This is a genomic window from Massilia luteola, from assembly GCF_034420155.1.
Classification (GTDB): domain Bacteria; phylum Pseudomonadota; class Gammaproteobacteria; order Burkholderiales; family Burkholderiaceae_D; genus Telluria; species Telluria luteola.
Window position 1 is genome coordinate 47,107 of record NZ_JAXOFN010000035.1, and the last position, 15,771, is coordinate 62,877.

The 15,771-nt window shown below is 65.7% G+C and carries 11 protein-coding genes; 9 read left to right on the plus strand and 2 right to left on the minus strand.

Translation table 11 applies throughout. From position 1 onward, the window contains the following. Window positions 1–47: 47 nt before the first annotated feature. The 3 genes from U9J41_RS25015 (at window position 48) to U9J41_RS25025 (ending at window position 6,182) form a co-directional block, all read left to right on the plus strand. The gene (locus U9J41_RS25015) at window positions 48–848 is read left to right on the plus strand and encodes a competence/damage-inducible protein A (RefSeq protein WP_322404885.1); all 801 of its coding nucleotides are present in this window, start codon (window positions 48–50) and stop codon (window positions 846–848) included. A gap of 500 nt (window positions 849–1,348) precedes the next feature. Next, a complete protein-coding gene (locus tag U9J41_RS25020) occupies window positions 1,349–4,774 on the plus strand; it encodes a transglycosylase domain-containing protein (RefSeq protein ID WP_322404894.1) in 3,426 nt (1,141 codons plus the stop codon). A 40-nt stretch (window positions 4,775–4,814) separates the two neighbouring features. Continuing rightward, window positions 4,815–6,182 carry a TAXI family TRAP transporter solute-binding subunit gene (locus tag U9J41_RS25025; protein ID WP_322404886.1) on the plus strand — a complete coding sequence of 456 codons (1,368 nt, stop codon included), beginning with the start codon at window positions 4,815–4,817 and terminating at the stop codon, window positions 6,180–6,182. Between the two features lie 120 nt (window positions 6,183–6,302). On the opposite strand, the gene U9J41_RS25030 is transcribed toward U9J41_RS25025, so the two are convergent. Further along, a complete protein-coding gene (locus tag U9J41_RS25030) occupies window positions 6,303–7,379 on the minus strand; it encodes an NHL domain-containing protein (protein ID WP_322404887.1) in 1,077 nt (358 codons plus the stop codon). A 99-nt stretch (window positions 7,380–7,478) separates the two neighbouring features. Then, entirely contained in the window at window positions 7,479–7,937 is a 459-nt protein-coding gene (locus U9J41_RS25035) for a rhodanese-like domain-containing protein (RefSeq protein WP_322404888.1), read from the minus strand. Window positions 7,938–8,265: 328 nt separating this feature from the next. Here U9J41_RS25035 and glnA point away from each other — a divergent pair, with 328 nt between their 5' ends. From glnA to U9J41_RS25065, 6 genes are all read left to right on the plus strand, one after another. Further along, entirely contained in the window at window positions 8,266–9,681 is a 1,416-nt protein-coding gene (gene glnA, locus U9J41_RS25040) for a type I glutamate--ammonia ligase (RefSeq protein ID WP_322404889.1), read from the plus strand. Between the two features lie 162 nt (window positions 9,682–9,843). Further along, the gene (locus U9J41_RS25045; RefSeq protein ID WP_322404890.1) at window positions 9,844–10,356 is read left to right on the plus strand and encodes a DUF4124 domain-containing protein; all 513 of its coding nucleotides are present in this window, start codon (window positions 9,844–9,846) and stop codon (window positions 10,354–10,356) included. A 16-nt stretch (window positions 10,357–10,372) separates the two neighbouring features. After that, window positions 10,373–11,458, plus strand: coding sequence for a nitrogen regulation protein NR(II) (gene glnL / locus U9J41_RS25050; protein ID WP_322404891.1), 1,086 nt, complete (start codon window positions 10,373–10,375; stop codon window positions 11,456–11,458). A 62-nt stretch (window positions 11,459–11,520) separates the two neighbouring features. Next, window positions 11,521–13,038 (plus strand): nitrogen regulation protein NR(I), encoded by a 1,518-nt coding sequence (gene ntrC / locus U9J41_RS25055; RefSeq protein WP_322404892.1) that lies wholly within the window; start codon window positions 11,521–11,523, stop codon window positions 13,036–13,038. A 284-nt stretch (window positions 13,039–13,322) separates the two neighbouring features. Beyond that, entirely contained in the window at window positions 13,323–14,291 is a 969-nt protein-coding gene (gene corA / locus U9J41_RS25060; RefSeq protein ID WP_322404893.1) for a magnesium/cobalt transporter CorA, read from the plus strand. 93 nt (window positions 14,292–14,384) lie between these two features. Next, a complete protein-coding gene (locus U9J41_RS25065) occupies window positions 14,385–15,710 on the plus strand; it encodes an ISNCY family transposase (RefSeq protein ID WP_322402055.1) in 1,326 nt (441 codons plus the stop codon). The last annotated feature ends 61 nt before the right edge of the window (window positions 15,711–15,771 follow it).

Sequence of the window (15,771 nt, forward strand, 5' to 3'; positions counted from 1 at the left end):
GCAGGCTGCCGCGCACTGTGGCACACTGGAACCGGAAGGAGGTACGCATGGCATTCGGCCTGATCATCATCGGCGACGAAATCCTGTCCGGGAAGCGGCGCGACCAGCACCTGCCCAAGGTCATCGAGTTGCTGGGCGAGCGCGGCCTGCACCTGTCCTGGGCCGAGGTCGTGGGCGACGAACCGGCGCGCATCACGGCGCTGTTGAAGCGCACGTTCGCCGGTCCCGACATCGTGTTGTCCTGTGGCGGCATCGGCGCCACGCCGGACGACCACACGCGCCAGTGCGCGGCCGCGGCGCTCGGCGTGCCGCTCGAACTGCATCCGGAAGGGCGTACGCTGGTCGAGGCGCGCATCCGCGAGACCGCGGGTCCCGACGCCGACCTGCGCGCCCCCGAGAACCTGCAGCGCCTCAAGCTGGCCGAATTCCCCGCGGGGGCGCAGCTGATCCCGAATCCCTACAACCGCATCCCCGGCTTCACGGTCGCGCAGCACCATTTCGTGCCCGGTTTTCCCGTGATGGCGTGGCCGATGATCGCATGGGTGCTCGATACGCTGTACGCCGACCGCTTCCACCGCGAGCCCCGGCTCGAACGGGCGTTGCTGGTGTTCGAGCAGGCCGAAGCCGCGCTCACGCCGCTGATGGAAACGCTGGAGGCGCGCTACCCCGGCGTGCGCGTGTTCAGCCTGCCCAGCGTGGGCGATGCGCACACGCGGCGCCACATCGAATTGGGCGTGAAAGGCGAGCCGGCACAGGTCGATGCGGCGTGGGCCGACATGTGCGCCGCGCTCGAACGTATGGAAGTGGAAACACAGCCGTTGCGGCCCGTGGACGGCCGGGCAAACTGAGCCGTTGTTTTTTTGCGAAAATGGCGGGGCGACGTCAAAAAACTGCGTGAGCGGTTCCTGCATGTCACATTGATGTGGTGGAATGATGTTTGTGAGCAGGGACGATCCAGAGTGAGGTCGCCACCTGCTTTGTGAACTTTTACGACCTGGGATCACTCGAACCGACCAGCAGCAGGATGGCGAGCAGGTTGACGGGATTTGCAGGCGTGTTTCAAACCGGTTGAGCCATCATGGATAGTATTCGCCGTCTCCGACGGCCCCGCTTCTTCGCCCGCGCATTCCACCGCTTCTTTGGTGGAGCCGCGCCGGTGCAACCCTCTCTCGCCGGCGTGCCCGCCATGGCGGCCGAGCAGGATGTTCCCGTTCGTATCATGCCGCCGCGATTGGAGCCCAGTCTCGAGCCCGCGCTCGATCCGGACACGGACGCCGGCGACGGCGCCGCGCCGCCGCCGCAGCAGCCGGCGCCGCCCAAGCGGCGCTGGCGCAAGACCAAACGCGCCATGCTCGTCCTGCTGCTGCTCGCGGTGGCCGCCGTGTCCGCCGTGGGCGTGTACGAAAGCCGCACGTCGGCGCTGGAAGCGCGCTTCTTCACCGGCCTGGCGAACAAGCTCACCTACCGCGTCGGCAAGGGCCCCAGCAACGCGATCCGCTTCCCGCAGGCGAGCCCGTACGACGAGCGGCTCGGCTATTCGAACCTGCCGAACTACCTGGCCAAGCTCAAGACGCGCGACTATGTCGTCGTCGAACAGGCGCGCATGTCGCCCAAGATGCTGGAGCTGGCCGACCTGGGCCTGTTCGCCACGTACCACGAAAAGACGCGTGCCGGCCTCGACATCCTCGACAGCGGCGGCGCGCCGCTGTTCTCGGCCCGCTTCCCCGAGCGCCTGTACGAACGGTTCGACGCCACGCCGCCGTTGCTGGTGAAGAGCCTGCTGTTCATCGAGAACCGCGAACTGCTCGACACGACTTATCCCAAGCGCAACCCGGCCGTCGAATGGGACCGCTTCTCGAAAGCCGTGTTCGACAAGACGGTCCATTCGGTGGGCCTGGGCAGTGCCGGCCGCGTCGCCGGCGGCAGCACGCTCGCCACGCAGATCGAAAAATACCGCCATTCGCCCGAAGGCCGCACGGCGTCGCTGGCGGACAAGCTGCGCCAGATGGCCTCGGCCACGCTGCGTTCCTACCAGGACGGCGAGGACACGAGCAAGGCCCGGCGCCACATCGTGCTCGAATACCTGAACACCGTGCCGCTGTCGGCCAAGCTCGGCTACGGCGAAGTGAACGGCATCGGCGACGGCATGTGGGTCTGGTACGGCCGCGATTTCGCGGACGTCAACCATGTCCTTTCCGGTAAGCAGGTCACCCCCGACTTCGCGCTCGTCTACAAGGAAGCGCTGTCGCTGATGATCGCGCAGCGCCGTCCGGCCTACTACCTGGGCGCCGGCGAAAAGGACCTGGAGACCCTCACGAACGCGCACCTGCGCGTGCTGGCGCAGGCGGGCGTGATCTCGCCCCGGCTGCGCGATGCCGCGCTCGCCACCGTGCTCCATCCCGCGCTGGGTTCGGGCGTGGCGCCGCCGCCGGCGAACACGTTCGTCACGCGCAAGGCCGCCAACGCCGTGCGCAACCACCTGGCCACCCTGCTGGGCGACTCGCGCCTGTACAACCTCGACCGCCTCGACCTCTCCGTCGTGACGACGTTGAACGCCGATGCGCAGAAAGCCGTCACGGCCGCCTTGCGCAAGCTGACCGACAACGAGGCCGCCGCCGCCGCGGGCCTGACGGGCAAGGGCATGCTGGGCAACGGCGACCCGTCCAAGGTCGTGTACAGCTTCACGCTGATGGAGCGGGGCGATAAGGCCAACTATCTGCGCGTCCAGACCGACAACTATGACCAGCCACTCGACATCAACGAGGGCGCCAAGCTCGACCTCGGTTCGACCGCGAAGCTGCGCACGCTGACGACCTACCTCGACATCATCGACCAGCTGCACCAGCGCTACGAGCCGATGAGCAAGGCGGAACTCGCGAAGGTCACCGTCGATCCGAAAGACCGGCTGAGCCAGTGGGCCGTCGACTACTTCAAGGCGTTGCCGGACGGCGCCGACCGCGGCCTCGTGCCGATGCTGGGCGCGGCGATGGAGCGCAAGTATTCGGGCAATCCGGGCGAAGCGTTCTTCACCGGCGGCGGCGTGCACATCTTCGGCAACTTCAGCAAGCTGGACGACAGCCGCATCCTCACCGTGCAGGAGGCGCTGCAGCACTCGACGAACCTCGTGTTCGTGCGCCTGATGCGCGACGTCGTGCGCTACTACATGTTCCAGCTGCCCGGTTCGTCCGCCCAGCTGCTGGCCGACGCCGACGATCCGCGCCGCGCCGACTACCTGTCGCGCTTCGCCGACCGCGAAGGCAAGGATTTCCTCGCGCGCTTCTGGAACAAGTACCGCGGCAAGGACTGGAACGAGATCGAGACGGCGCTGATGCAGGGCGTGCGCATCAAGGCCTCGAAGATCGCGGCCGTGCACCGCACGATCTACCCGGATGCGTCGCCGGCCGAATTCGCCAAGTTCCTGCACACCTACCTGCCGGCCGAGGCCGAGGTCGACGACGAACGCATCGCCAAGATGTACGACCAGTACTCGGTCGCCAACATGTCGCTGGCCGACCGCGGCTACGTCGCCTCCGTGCACCCGCTCGAGCTGTGGCTCGTCGGCTATTTCCGCACCCATCCGAAAGCCGGCTGGGACGAGGTCGTCGCCGCGTCGACGAAGCAGCGCCAGGAAGTCTATTCCTGGCTGTTCAAGACGCACCGCAAGCATGCCCAGGACAAGCGCATCGCCAGCCTGATCGAGGTCGAAGCCTTCCTCAAGATCCACGCGCAGTGGAAGAAGATGGGCTATCCGTTCGACTCGCTCGTGCCGTCGTACGCGACGACCCTGGGCGCGTCGGCCGACCGTCCGATCGCGCTGGCCGAGCTGATGGGCATCCTCATCAACGGCGGCGTGCGCAAGCCCACGCAGCGCATCGATTCGCTGCACTTCGCCAAGGACACGCCGTACGAGACCCTCGTCAAGCGCGGCGACGCGGAGAAGGGCGAACGCGTGCTGAATCCGCTGGTGGCGCGCGCCGTCGTCAACGCCATCCGCGGCGTCGTGCAGGAAGGTACGGCCAAGCGCGTCAAGACCGCCTACGTCAAGGCAGACGGCAGCGTGATCGCGCTCGGCGGCAAGACCGGCACGGGCGACCAGCGCTTCGACGTCTACGGCGCCGGCCACCGCCTGATCGAGTCGCGCTACGTGAACCGCTCCGCCACGTTCGTGTTCAACATCGGCGAGCGCTTCTTCGGCAGCATGACCGCGTACGTCCATGGTCCGGACTCCGCCCACTACGACTTCACGAGCGCGCTGCCCGTGCAGTTGCTGGTGAAGCTGGCGCCGAGCCTGATGCCGATGATCGAGCACCAGGATACCGTGACCGTCCCGGGCCTGCACGTCGAGCGCGCCGCGCCGGCGCCGGCGGGACCGGCGGACGCCGTCGCGCGCGACACCGAGGAGGCCGTGCCGGCGGACGCGGCGCCCGCCGATGCCGCGGCCGGTGTCGATGCCGCGCCGGCCGCCAAGGCCGGCGTCAAGTCGGCCGAGAAGCCCGTCGTCAAGTCGGCAGAGAAGCCGGCCGCCAAGCCTACCGCCAAGCCGGCCGGCGAGACGCATCCGAAGGCGGTGGGCGAGGGCGCGCACGCCGCGCCGCACAAGCCCGCGGCCGACGAGCACGCCGCGGCCAAACCGCCCGTCGCCCACAAGGCCGACGCGGAGGGCCACGCCAAACCCGCCGTGCACAAGCCGGCCGCGAAGCCCGCGGCCGAGGCGGATACGCCACCCAAGCCCCAGCGTGCCAAGCCGGCCGCCATCGAAGAAGTGCTGCAGTGAGCGCGGGGTACGCTAACCCGTCGCACGGGAGCCGGGCCGCATGAAGCGGCTCCCGCTGCGTAAATTCAGCCTCGTATCGTTGCGCGACCTGCTGGTGGCGGTGGCGCCGACGGCCGTGCTGGTGCTGGCCGCCTGCATCGTCGCGTACATCGTCGTCGACCCGGCGCCGCCGCGCCACGTCGTCCTCGCGACGGGGCAGGAGAACAGCGCGTACGAGGAATTCGGCCGCCAGTACGGCGCCATCCTGGCCCGCGACGGCATCCAGGTCGAGCAGCGGCGCTCGCCCGGTTCGGAAGACAACCTGCAGCGCCTCATCGACGGCAAGGCCGACATCGCCTTCGTGCAGAGCGGCTCGACGAGCGAAGCGCAGGCCGAGCGCCGCGGCCTCGTCTCCCTCGGCAGCCTGTTCACGGAACCCGTCTGGCTGTTCCTGCGCGAGCGCGATGCGCGCGGGCGCAAGCTCGACGTGCGCAGCATCACGCAATTGAAGGGCTTGCGCATCAACCTCGGTCCCGAAGGCACGGGCGTGCCCAAGCTGTTCCGCCAGGTGCTGGCCGTGAACGGCCTGGAGCCGGACCAGCTGACCACGTCCTCGCTGGAGAACACGCCCGCCACGGTGGAATTGTTGGCGGGGCATATCGACGGCCTCGTATTCAGCTCGGCCCCGGAAGCGCCGCTGATCCAGATGCTGTTGCAGACGCCGGGCATCCGCCTGTTCGATTTCCACCAGGCCGAAGCGTACTCGCGCCGGCTGCCGTTCCTGACGCACGTCGTGCTGCCGCGCGGGATCGTCGACCTCGGGCGCGACATCCCGGCGCGCAACATCGACCTGATCGCGCCGACCGCGACCCTCGTCGCGCGCGCGGACCTGCATCCGGCGCTGGTGGACCTGTTCGTCAAGGCGGCCACGGAGATCCACGGCGGCACGGGCTGGTTCCAGCAGCAGGGGCAGTTTCCGTCGCCGCGCTACACGGAGATCCCGGTGGCGCGCGAAGCGGCCAAGTACTACCGCGACGGCCCCCCGTTCCTGCAGCGCTACCTGTCGTTCTGGCTGGCGAACCTGTTCGACCGGCTGTGGGTCGTCGTCGTGGCGCTGGCGGCGTTGATCATCCCGCTGTCGAAGATCGTGCCGCCGCTGTACGTATGGCGGATCCGCTCGCGCGTGTACCGCTGGTATGGCCAGTTGCGCGCCGTCGAGCAGGCGCTGGAGAATGCCGGGGACGCGCACCGCGACGAGGCGCGCGCGGAGCTGCTGCGCCGCCTCGACGACATCGAGCAGCGCGTCAATCACATCTCCATCCCGCTGGCCTATGCCGACGCCTTGTACGGCCTGCGCAGCCACATCAATTTCGTGCGCCAGCGCGTGAAGGTCATGCTGGCGGTGCCCGCAGCCGCGCAGGACGGCTAATTGGGGGCGCGGCCGGCGTAGGCACCACGTGCCCACGCCACGTTCGAATTTGCAGCCGGTAGGGTGGGCACCACGTGCCCACGCGTGACGTTGCCGCTGTGTTGGCGAGGGTTCGACGCGTTACGGCAGGACGATCTTGACCACGGCATGCCCCGACGTCGCGTACAGCGTGCCGTCCGCCGCGACCGTGATGCCGCGCAGCGTGGCGAAGCTGCCCAGCAGCTTGCCCGTCTTCAGCGCAGTCGCGCCGGCCGTGCCCGCCGGCGTCGTCACGACCGCATTCGACGTGATCTTGCGGATCGTGTTGTTGACGGCGTCGGCGGCGTACAGGTCGCCGTTCTTGTCGACCGTGAGCGCCACCACCTGCTGGAAGCGGGCTGTCGTCGCGTTGCCGTCGTCCTTGCCCGTCTGCCCCGGCGTACCGACGAACGTCGTCAGGCTCGACGCGCCGGACGTGGCGCGGCTGATCGTCTTTTTCAGGTCGGCCACGTAGGCCGTATCGTCGGCATTCACGGCGACGCCGCGCGTGACCGGCTCGGTCGCGCCGGGAAGGATCTCGACGGCGCCCGTTTCCAGCTTCGTCCAGCGGTTCGGATTCGCGAGCGGGACGCGGCGCGTGTCGACGCCCGTCGTCACGATCAGGTTGCCGGCGCCGTCCGCGGCGATCCCGCCGGGGTAGAGCCGGGTGTCGCCGGAGAAGTCGCTCGTGGCGAACGTGATGACCGTGCTGACGGTGCCGTCCGGCGTGATCTTGCGGATGGCCACCCCGTCCGTGACGTAGAGGTCGCTGTTGCCGTCGATCGTGATGGCCGACGGCTGCGTGAACAGGGCGTTGGCGCCGTCCCGCGTCCCGCTCGTGCCGCGCTTGCCGGCAAACGTCGACACGGTGCCGTCCGGCGCGACCTTGCGGATCGCGACATTCAACTGGTCGGCCACGTACAGGTTGCCGTTCGCGTCGATGGCGATGCCGCGCGGCGTATTGAAGCGCGCGGCCGCGCCCTTGTTGTCGGAACTGCCGGCGACGGCGGCGTCGCCCGCCAGCACGCTGATGCCGGTGGAAGGCCCGGTATCGCCGCCGCTGCCGTTGTCCGTCTCGCGCTTGGGGCCGCCGGGGCCGCACGCGCACAACAGCGCCGCGACGCCCGCGCACAGGAGACGCACGCGCAGGCGGGCGGGTACGGCGGATTCGATCGTCATGGGTGCAATCTCCAGGTCAGCGGTGAGCCGGCATGCTAGCACGTGCGCACCGTGTGGAATCTCAGCGATTGTCACGGCGCGGCCGGGAGATGATGGGGATCAGGCGCCGATCCAGGGCAGGCCGGCCTTGCACCAGCCGCCCACGGTCTTGCGATGGCCGTCGGGGTCGCGGTCGCCTTCGAAACCCTCCAGGATGTCGAACGCGTTCGGGTAGCCCAGTTCGGTGGCCGTGCGCGCCGCGTGGCGCGAACGCACGCCGGAACGGCACAGGAACAGGACGACGTCGTCCTTTGTTGCGACGTTTTGCAGCTGCGTGGCGAAATCGGGGTTCGGCGCGCCGCCCGGGTACAGCGACCATTGCACGGCGCCGTGCTGGGCGTCCGGCAGCGCGGGGCGGCCGACCCAGTCGCGTTCCGCATTCGTACGCACGTCGACCAGCTTGACCCTGGGGTCCGATTGCAGCAGCGCGAACGCTTCCAGCGGCGTGACGGCGCCCGCGTAAGGCTGGCCGGGCGCGCGGGCCCGGGCGTTGGCGAGAATCTCGTCGGTCGTACTCATGTCATGTTCTCCATCTATCCTGGTTGCGGGCGCGGTCGCCGCACCGTTACAGTTCGCGGCGACGCCTCGGCTCGCACTTTTGGTGCATCGTGCATCAAATCGGTGCATACTCGACAAATTGCACTTGTTTGGTGCGTATGCTTGGGTTTGCATCAAATCCGTGCACCCATACGGTGTCATTGATTTTAAGGGCCAAATTGAGCGGCCTCAAAGTATTCATTATTTATTTGTTCAGGGAAAAATGCTGGCATAATTTCTGCTTAGAAGGAAATGCGCCTGTCGCACGCCCCGTCGGCGTCGACACCCCTTTTTGACTTAGGAGATACGAATGGCAAGGACCGCCGCAGATGTAATGCAGATGCTGAAGGACAACGAAGTCAAGTTCGTTGATTTGCGCTTCGCCGATACCCGCGGCAAGGAACAGCACGTGACCGTTCCCATCTCGCATTTTGACGAAGACAAATTCGAATCCGGCCACGCTTTCGACGGCTCGTCGATCGCCGGCTGGAAAGGCATCGAAGCATCGGACATGCTGCTGATCCCTGATCCGAACACCGCGAACATCGACCCGTTCTTTGAAGAGACCACCGTGTTCATGCAGTGCGACGTGATCGAACCGTCGGACGGCAAGGGCTACGATCGCGACCCGCGTTCCATCGCCAAGCGCGCCGAAGCGTACCTGAAGTCGTCGGGCATCGGCGACACCGCCTACTTCGGCCCGGAGCCGGAATTCTTCATCTTTGATTCGGTCCGCTGGAAGATCGACATGTCGGGCAGCTTCGTCAAGATCGATTCGGAAGAAGCTTCCTGGTCGACCGACAAGGAATTCGAAGGCGGCAACAGCGGCCACCGTCCGTCCGTCAAGGGCGGCTACTTCCCGGTCCCGCCGGTCGACAGCTTCCAGGACATGCGTTCGGAAATCTCGCTGATCCTCGAATCGCTGGGCATCCCGGTCGAAGTGCACCACCATGAAGTGGCGGGTGCGGGCCAGATGGAGCTGGGCACCAAGTTCTCGACCCTGGTCGAGCGCGCCGACTGGACGCAAAACCTGAAGTACGTGATCTGGAACGTCGCCCACAGCTACGGCAAGACCGCCACCTTCATGCCGAAGCCGATGAACGGCGACAACGGCTCGGGCATGCACGTCCACCAGTCGATCTGGAAAGACGGCAAGAACCTGTTCGCCGGCGACGGCTATGCCGGCCTGTCGGAAACCGCGCTGTTCTACATCGGCGGCATCATCAAGCACGCCAAGGCCCTGAACGCCATCACCAACCCGGGCACGAACTCGTACAAGCGCCTGGTGCCGGGCTATGAAGCTCCGGTCAAGCTGGCTTACTCGGCCAAGAACCGTTCGGCGTCGATCCGTATCCCGCACGTGGCGAACCCGAAAGGCCGCCGCATCGAGACCCGCTTCCCGGACCCGCTGGCCAACGTCTACCTGTGCTTCGCAGCCCTGCTGATGGCCGGCCTGGACGGTATCCAGAACAAGATCCACCCGGGCGAAGCCGCGACGAAGGACCTGTACCACCTGCCGCCGGAAGAAGACAAGCTGATCCCGACGGTCTGCTCGTCGCTGGAAGAAGCGCTGGAATCCCTGAACAAGGACCGCGAGTTCCTGACCCGCGGCGGCGTGTTCAGCGATGCCATGCTCGACGCCTACATCGAGCTGAAGATGCAGGAAGTCCAGCGTCTGCGCATGACCCCGCACCCGGCCGAATTCGACATGTACTACTCGTCGTAATTCGTTGGCATCACCCAGTGCCGGAATGGAAACGAACGGCACTGGAGTGTATCCACACGGTAACGAAAACGCGGGGAAAGCCAGCCGGCTGCCTCGCGTTTTTTCTTGGATGGGGTATAGTCGGAAGCTTCCCAACCATGCATCCAGACTGCCCTGATGCGAATGACAAGCAGCTTTTTCCTGCGCCTGGCGTTGCTCGCGGGACTTGCCGCGCACGACAGTGCCCGCGCCGATTCCGTCGTCTACAAATGCGTCGACAAGAGTGGCCGGGTGGAATTTACTGACATCAATAAACCCGGCTGCAAGGTACTCGATCTGCCCGGCTATATCTCGGCGCCGGCTCCCGCGCCGCGCGCCGCGCCCGCGGTGACGATGCGGCAAGGAGCAGGGCGTCCGGCCGCGAGCCCGAATCCGGCGGGCTTCCCGCGCGTGGATACGGCCACGCAGCGCGCGCGCGACGACGACCGGCGCGCGATCCTCGAAGACGAATTGCGGTCCGAGGAACGGAAACTGGCGGACCTGAAGCGCGACTTCAACAACGGCGAACCGGAACGCCAGGGCAACGAAAAGAATTACGCGAAATACCAGGAGCGGGTGGCCCAGATGCGCGACGACATCGGCCGCAGCGAAAAGAACATCGAAGCACTCAGGCGCGAGATCGCCAACATACGATAAGGACGACACCCCTGCGATGAACGGCACCCCGGCCCAGCCCCTCCAGCACGACCGTTTCGCAGGCCTCGACATGCTCGCCTCCGCCGTGCTGGTGGCGGACGCCGGCGGGCTCGTGCGCTACGCCAACCCGGCCGCCGAGCACCTGCTCGACATGTCCGCGAAGTCGCTCTCGCGCCAGACGCTGATTGGCCTGTTCACCAACGGCGAGGAACTGGGCGTCCTGTGCGAGCAGGCGATCGCCCACAAATACGCCGACCTGCGCCAGGACCTCACGCTGTTCCGCCCCGCGCGCGACCCGCTGCATGTGCACAGCATCGTCAGCGCGGCCGGCGAGGCCGAGGTCGTCGTCGAGCTGCGCGAGAACGTCCAGCAACTGAAACTCGACCGCGAGGAGCGCCTGCTCGACCAGAGCCTGGCCAACAAGGAACTCATCCGCAACCTCGCCCACGAGATCAAGAACCCGCTGGGCGGCATCCGCGGCGCGGCCCAGCTGCTGGAGCTGGAGCTGCCGGACGTGCACCTCAGTTCCCTGCGCGAATACACGCAGGTGATCATCAAGGAAGCCGACCGCCTGCAGACGCTGGTCGACCGCCTGCTGGCGCCGCACCGCCGGCCGCACATCGTGGGCGACGTCAACATCCACGAAGTGTGCGAGCGCGTGCGCAGCCTCGTGCTGGCCGAATTCCCGTCCGGCCTCGCCATCCGGCGCGACTACGACGCGTCGATTCCCGAGTTCCGCGGCGACAAGGAACAGCTGATCCAGGCCGTTCTGAACATCGTCCACAACGCCGCCCAGGCGCTGCGCGCACGGATCGCGGCGGGCGACGCCGAGATCGTCCTGCGCACCCGCGTGGCGCGCCAGGTCACCCTGGCAAAGGTGCGTTACGGCCTGGCATTAGACTTGCATATCATCGACAACGGACCGGGCATCGCCCCCGATATCCGCGACCGCATCTTCTATCCGCTCGTCTCCGGGCGCGAAGGCGGCAGCGGTCTCGGGCTGACCCTGGCGCAGACCTTCGTGCAGCAGCACATGGGACTGATCGAGTGCGAAAGCCGGCCTGGATTGACGGATTTCCGCATCCTGATTCCCCTGCCATAAGCAGCGGATGAGAGGGCGGCTGCGTCGGTCCCCCTTGAACCTTCGCGGGAAAAACGAATTACATGAAACCAATCTGGATTGTCGACGACGATGCATCGATCCGCTGGGTGCTGGAAAAAGCCCTGGCGCGCGAGAACCTCGCCACCCGGAGTTTTGCCAGCGGCCGCGAAGCGCTGGCGGCGTTCGAAACGGACACGCCTCAGGTGCTGGTGTCGGACATCCGCATGCCGGGCGAATCGGGCCTGGACCTGCTGGCGGTCGTCAAGGAACGCCATCCCGGCCTGCCGGTCATCGTCATCACCGCGTTCTCCGACCTCGATTCCGCCGTCGCCTCGTTCCAGGGCGGCGCCTTCGAATACCTGGCCAAGCCGTTCGACATCGACAAGGCCGTCGCCCTGATCCGCCGCGCCCTCGAGGAAAGCCTGCGCGACGCGAGCGTCGACATCGCGCCCACCGAGACCCCGGAGATCCTGGGGCAGGCGCCGGCGATGCAGGAAGTGTTCCGCGCCATCGGCCGCCTGTCGCAGTCGAACGTGACGGTCCTCATCACGGGCGAGTCGGGCACCGGCAAGGAGCTCGTCGCGCGCGCCCTGCACAAGCACAGCCCGCGCGCGCAACAGCCGTTCATCGCGCTGAACACCGCGGCGATCCCGAAGGACCTGCTGGAATCCGAACTGTTCGGCCACGAGCGCGGCGCGTTCACGGGCGCGCAGGCGATGCGGCGCGGCCGCTTCGAGCAGGCCGAGAACGGCACGCTGTTCCTGGACGAGATCGGCGACATGCCGTTCGACTTGCAGACGCGTCTGCTGCGCGTGCTGTCCGACGGCCATTTTTATCGCGTGGGCGGGCATCAGCCGGTGAAGGCCAACGTGCGGGTGATCGCCGCGACGCACCAGAACCTGGAGCAGCGCGTGCGCGACGGACTGTTCCGCGAAGACTTGTACCACCGCCTGAATGTGATCCGCCTGCGCCTGCCCAGCCTGCGCGAGCGGCGCGAAGACATCCCCATTCTGGTGCGCCACTTCCTGGTGCAGAGTGCACGCCAATTGGGCGTCGAGACCAAGCGCATGAGCGAGGAGGCCGTGCGTTTCCTGACCGGCCTCGAACTCCCCGGCAACGTGCGCCAGCTGGAAAACCTGTGCAACTGGATCACGGTGATGGCACCTGGCCAGACGGTCGAAGTGAAGGACCTGCCGCGCGACCTGACCCAGGCCCAGGCCGCCCCGGCGGGCGGCAACAGCTTTGCGGTGGGACTCAGTTCCGGCGTCGGCGCACAAGGCACGGTCGCCTTCGCCGCGCCGTCCGCCGCCGCGGCGCACGCCGCCGACCACGGCGCGCCGCCGAACGGCGCCGACGGCTGGATCGGCCTGCTCGAAATGCAAGCCGCGCGCATGCTGTCGGAAGGACAGGTCGAAGTGATGGACGTGCTGGGGCGCCAGTTCGAATCGGCGCTGATCCGCACGGCGCTGAAGCATACCCACGGGCGCAAGAACGACGCGGCGATCCGGCTCGGGATCGGGCGCAATACGATCACGCGCAAGATTGCCGAGCTCGGCATCGACGGCGCGAAGGACGAATAAGGCCCGGGGGGCCTTATTCGAAAGGCCCGGGGGGCCTTATTCGAAAGGCCCGGGCGGCCTTATTCGAAAGGCCCGGGGGGGCCTTATTCGAAAGGCCGGGGAGCCTTATTCGAAAGGCCGGGGAGCCTTATTCGAAAGGCCCGGGGAGCCTTATTCGAAAGGCCCGCGGGGCTTGTTCGACACTGCGCGCGTGGGCTCCCCGAGCCCACGCGGACGTTCCCGTAATGCCGGCACGCGTGACGTTGGTGTAAGCTCTGTCATCTTTGCAACAACCACCCGATGACATGCTGATCAACTGTGTCGCCTACCAGGAAGGCAAGAAGCTGCGCGACATTCCCGTCGAGGACATCAGCGACTACCTCGACCAACCCGGCTGCTTCGTCTGGGTTGCGCTGCGCGATGCCACCGACGCCGAAATGGCGCAGATGAAGGAAGAGTTCAGCCTGCACGAACTCGCCGTCGAAGACGCCGCGCGCGGCCATCAGCGCCCCAAGATCGAGGAATACGGCGACTGCCTGTTCACCGTCGTGCACACGGTCGACCTCGTCGAAGGGGACCGTCTGGCCGGCGGCGAGCTGGCGATCTTCGCCGGCAAAAACTACGTGCTGTCGGTGCGGCGCGATTCGGCCAAGGGCTTCCTGGGCGTACGCGCGCGCGCGGAGCGCGAGCCGCACCTGCTCAAGATGGGATCGGCGTTCGTCATGTACGCGCTGATGGACGCCGTCGTCGACCGCTACTTCCCCATCGTCGACATGCTCGAGTCGGAACTGGAGACCGTCGAGGACCGCATCTTCACGCACGGCGCCCAGCGCGAGAACGTCGAGCGCCTGTACCAGTTGAAGAGAAAGGGCCTCGTCCTGCGCCATGCCGTGATGCCGCTGATGGAAGCGATCGGCCGCTTGCACGGCGGCCGCGTGCCCACGCTCGTCACCGGCACGCAGGATTACTTCCGCGACGTGCACGACCACCTGATCCGCATCGGCGGCCGCCTGGACTCGATCCGCGACACGATCAGCACCGCTATCCAGGTGAACCTGTCGATGGTCTCGATCGACGAGAGCGAAGTGAACAAGCGCCTGGCCGCGTGGGCGGCGATCTTTGCCGTGTTCACGGCGTTCGCGGGCGTGTGGGGCATGAATTTCAAGTACATGCCCGAGCTGGAATGGAAGTGGGCCTATCCGACGGCGCTCGCGATCATGATTGCCGTGGGCGTCTACATGTATCGCAAGTTCAAGAAGGCCGGCTGGCTGTGATGCCGCCGTAAGATTCAACGTAGGGTGTGTTAGGGCAAAGTTGTAATGTCCGCATTTAGCAAAGTTGAAATGTCCGCTTTTGCTAGATAGCTCATGCTGTCGATTCCGAACGGTTTGGAGTCGAGCGTGGGAAAAATCGGGAGCATTACGATGGAGGAGTTGGAACGCGCCGGGGTCATCGGCGCCAGTATCAAGGGCGAGATCACGGCGGTCATTGCGGCCAGGCGGCTGGGGATAACGACGCGTCAAATACGCCGTCTTCAAAAACGCTTTGAACAAGAAGGCCAGAGCGGGATGATATCCAGGCAGCGGGGCAAGCCGAGCAACAATCGGCTTGCGCCTGAGGTGGCGCAGAAGGCGCTGGGACTGCTACGTGATCACTATGCCGACTTTGGGCCGACGCTGGCTTGCGAGCAACTACGCGAGCGGCATGGCTTGAAACTGTCGAAGGAAACCCTGCGCAACTTGATGATCAAGGCCGGGCTATGGGTCACGAAATCTGCCCACAAGAGCCGTCTTTATCAGCCGCGAGAACGACGTCGGTGCATCGGAGAGTTGGTCCAGATAGACGGCAGTCGTCATCACTGGTTCGAGAAACGTGGCGACGCTTGCACCTTGCTAGTGTATATCGACGATGCGACGGGCAGGATTCAGCATCTGCACTTTGCCGAGACAGAAACGACGGCCAGCTATTTTGAGGCGACTCGACGATACATCGAGCAGCACGGCAGACCGCAAGCGTTCTATGCCGACCGTGCAGCGGTCTTTCGCTCACCATCAGCAACGAACCAGACGAAGACCCAGTTCCAGCGTGCGCTCGATGAACTTGGCATCGAGCTAATCTGTGCCAACTCTCCTCAAGCGAAGGGCCGCGTGGAGCGGGCTAACCGTACGTTGCAAGACCGTCTGGTTAAAACCTTGCGACTGGACGGCATCAACGACATCGAGACCGCAAACGCCTGGTGCGGTGATTTCATCCAGAACTACAACGCACGCTTTTCAGTCGAGCCGGGCAATCCGCTTGACCTGCATGTCGCCCTTAACTCAACTTACAACCTGGATCTGATCCTGGCCATTTGCGACAGCCGAAAACTCAGCGCCAAACTCACCTTGCATCACGGCGGCGTACCGTATCGGTTTGACGATAAGCCTGAGCTTCGCAAGCTGATCGGTCAGTCCATCAACATCCATACCTATGCTGATGGTCGAGTTGAAATGCGCGCTAACGGCAACGTGCTCGCCTATATCCGTATGGAGCAACCGCTGCGGGCGAAGGATGTCGACGTGGATAGCAAAACGCTGCACGCAACTCTCGACAAGAAGAAACGCAATCGCAACTACCGCGAAGATCGAGTTGCCGCCGCCGTCGTGCAGGGGGTGATGACGGCAAGGAAAACGTCCGCTCAGAAGCGCATTTGAAATGTCACATGACGGACATTTCAACTTTGCTCAAAGCGGACATTTTAACTTTGCCTTTACA

Coding starts and splice junctions, on each gene's coding strand:
- U9J41_RS25015 (WP_322404885.1), top strand. CDS start 48: ATGGCATTCGGCCTGATCATCATCGGCGACGAAATCCTGTCCGGGAAG.
- U9J41_RS25020 (WP_322404894.1), top strand. CDS start 1,349: ATGCTCGTCCTGCTGCTGCTCGCGGTGGCCGCCGTGTCCGCCGTGGGC.
- U9J41_RS25025 (WP_322404886.1), top strand. CDS start 4,815: ATGAAGCGGCTCCCGCTGCGTAAATTCAGCCTCGTATCGTTGCGCGAC.
- U9J41_RS25030 (WP_322404887.1), bottom strand. CDS start 7,379: ATGACGATCGAATCCGCCGTACCCGCCCGCCTGCGCGTGCGTCTCCTG.
- U9J41_RS25035 (WP_322404888.1), bottom strand. CDS start 7,937: ATGAGTACGACCGACGAGATTCTCGCCAACGCCCGGGCCCGCGCGCCC.
- glnA (WP_322404889.1), top strand. CDS start 8,266: ATGGCAAGGACCGCCGCAGATGTAATGCAGATGCTGAAGGACAACGAA.
- U9J41_RS25045 (WP_322404890.1), top strand. CDS start 9,844: ATGACAAGCAGCTTTTTCCTGCGCCTGGCGTTGCTCGCGGGACTTGCC.
- glnL (WP_322404891.1), top strand. CDS start 10,373: ATGAACGGCACCCCGGCCCAGCCCCTCCAGCACGACCGTTTCGCAGGC.
- ntrC (WP_322404892.1), top strand. CDS start 11,521: ATGAAACCAATCTGGATTGTCGACGACGATGCATCGATCCGCTGGGTG.
- corA (WP_322404893.1), top strand. CDS start 13,323: ATGCTGATCAACTGTGTCGCCTACCAGGAAGGCAAGAAGCTGCGCGAC.
- U9J41_RS25065 (WP_322402055.1), top strand. CDS start 14,385: ATGCTGTCGATTCCGAACGGTTTGGAGTCGAGCGTGGGAAAAATCGGG.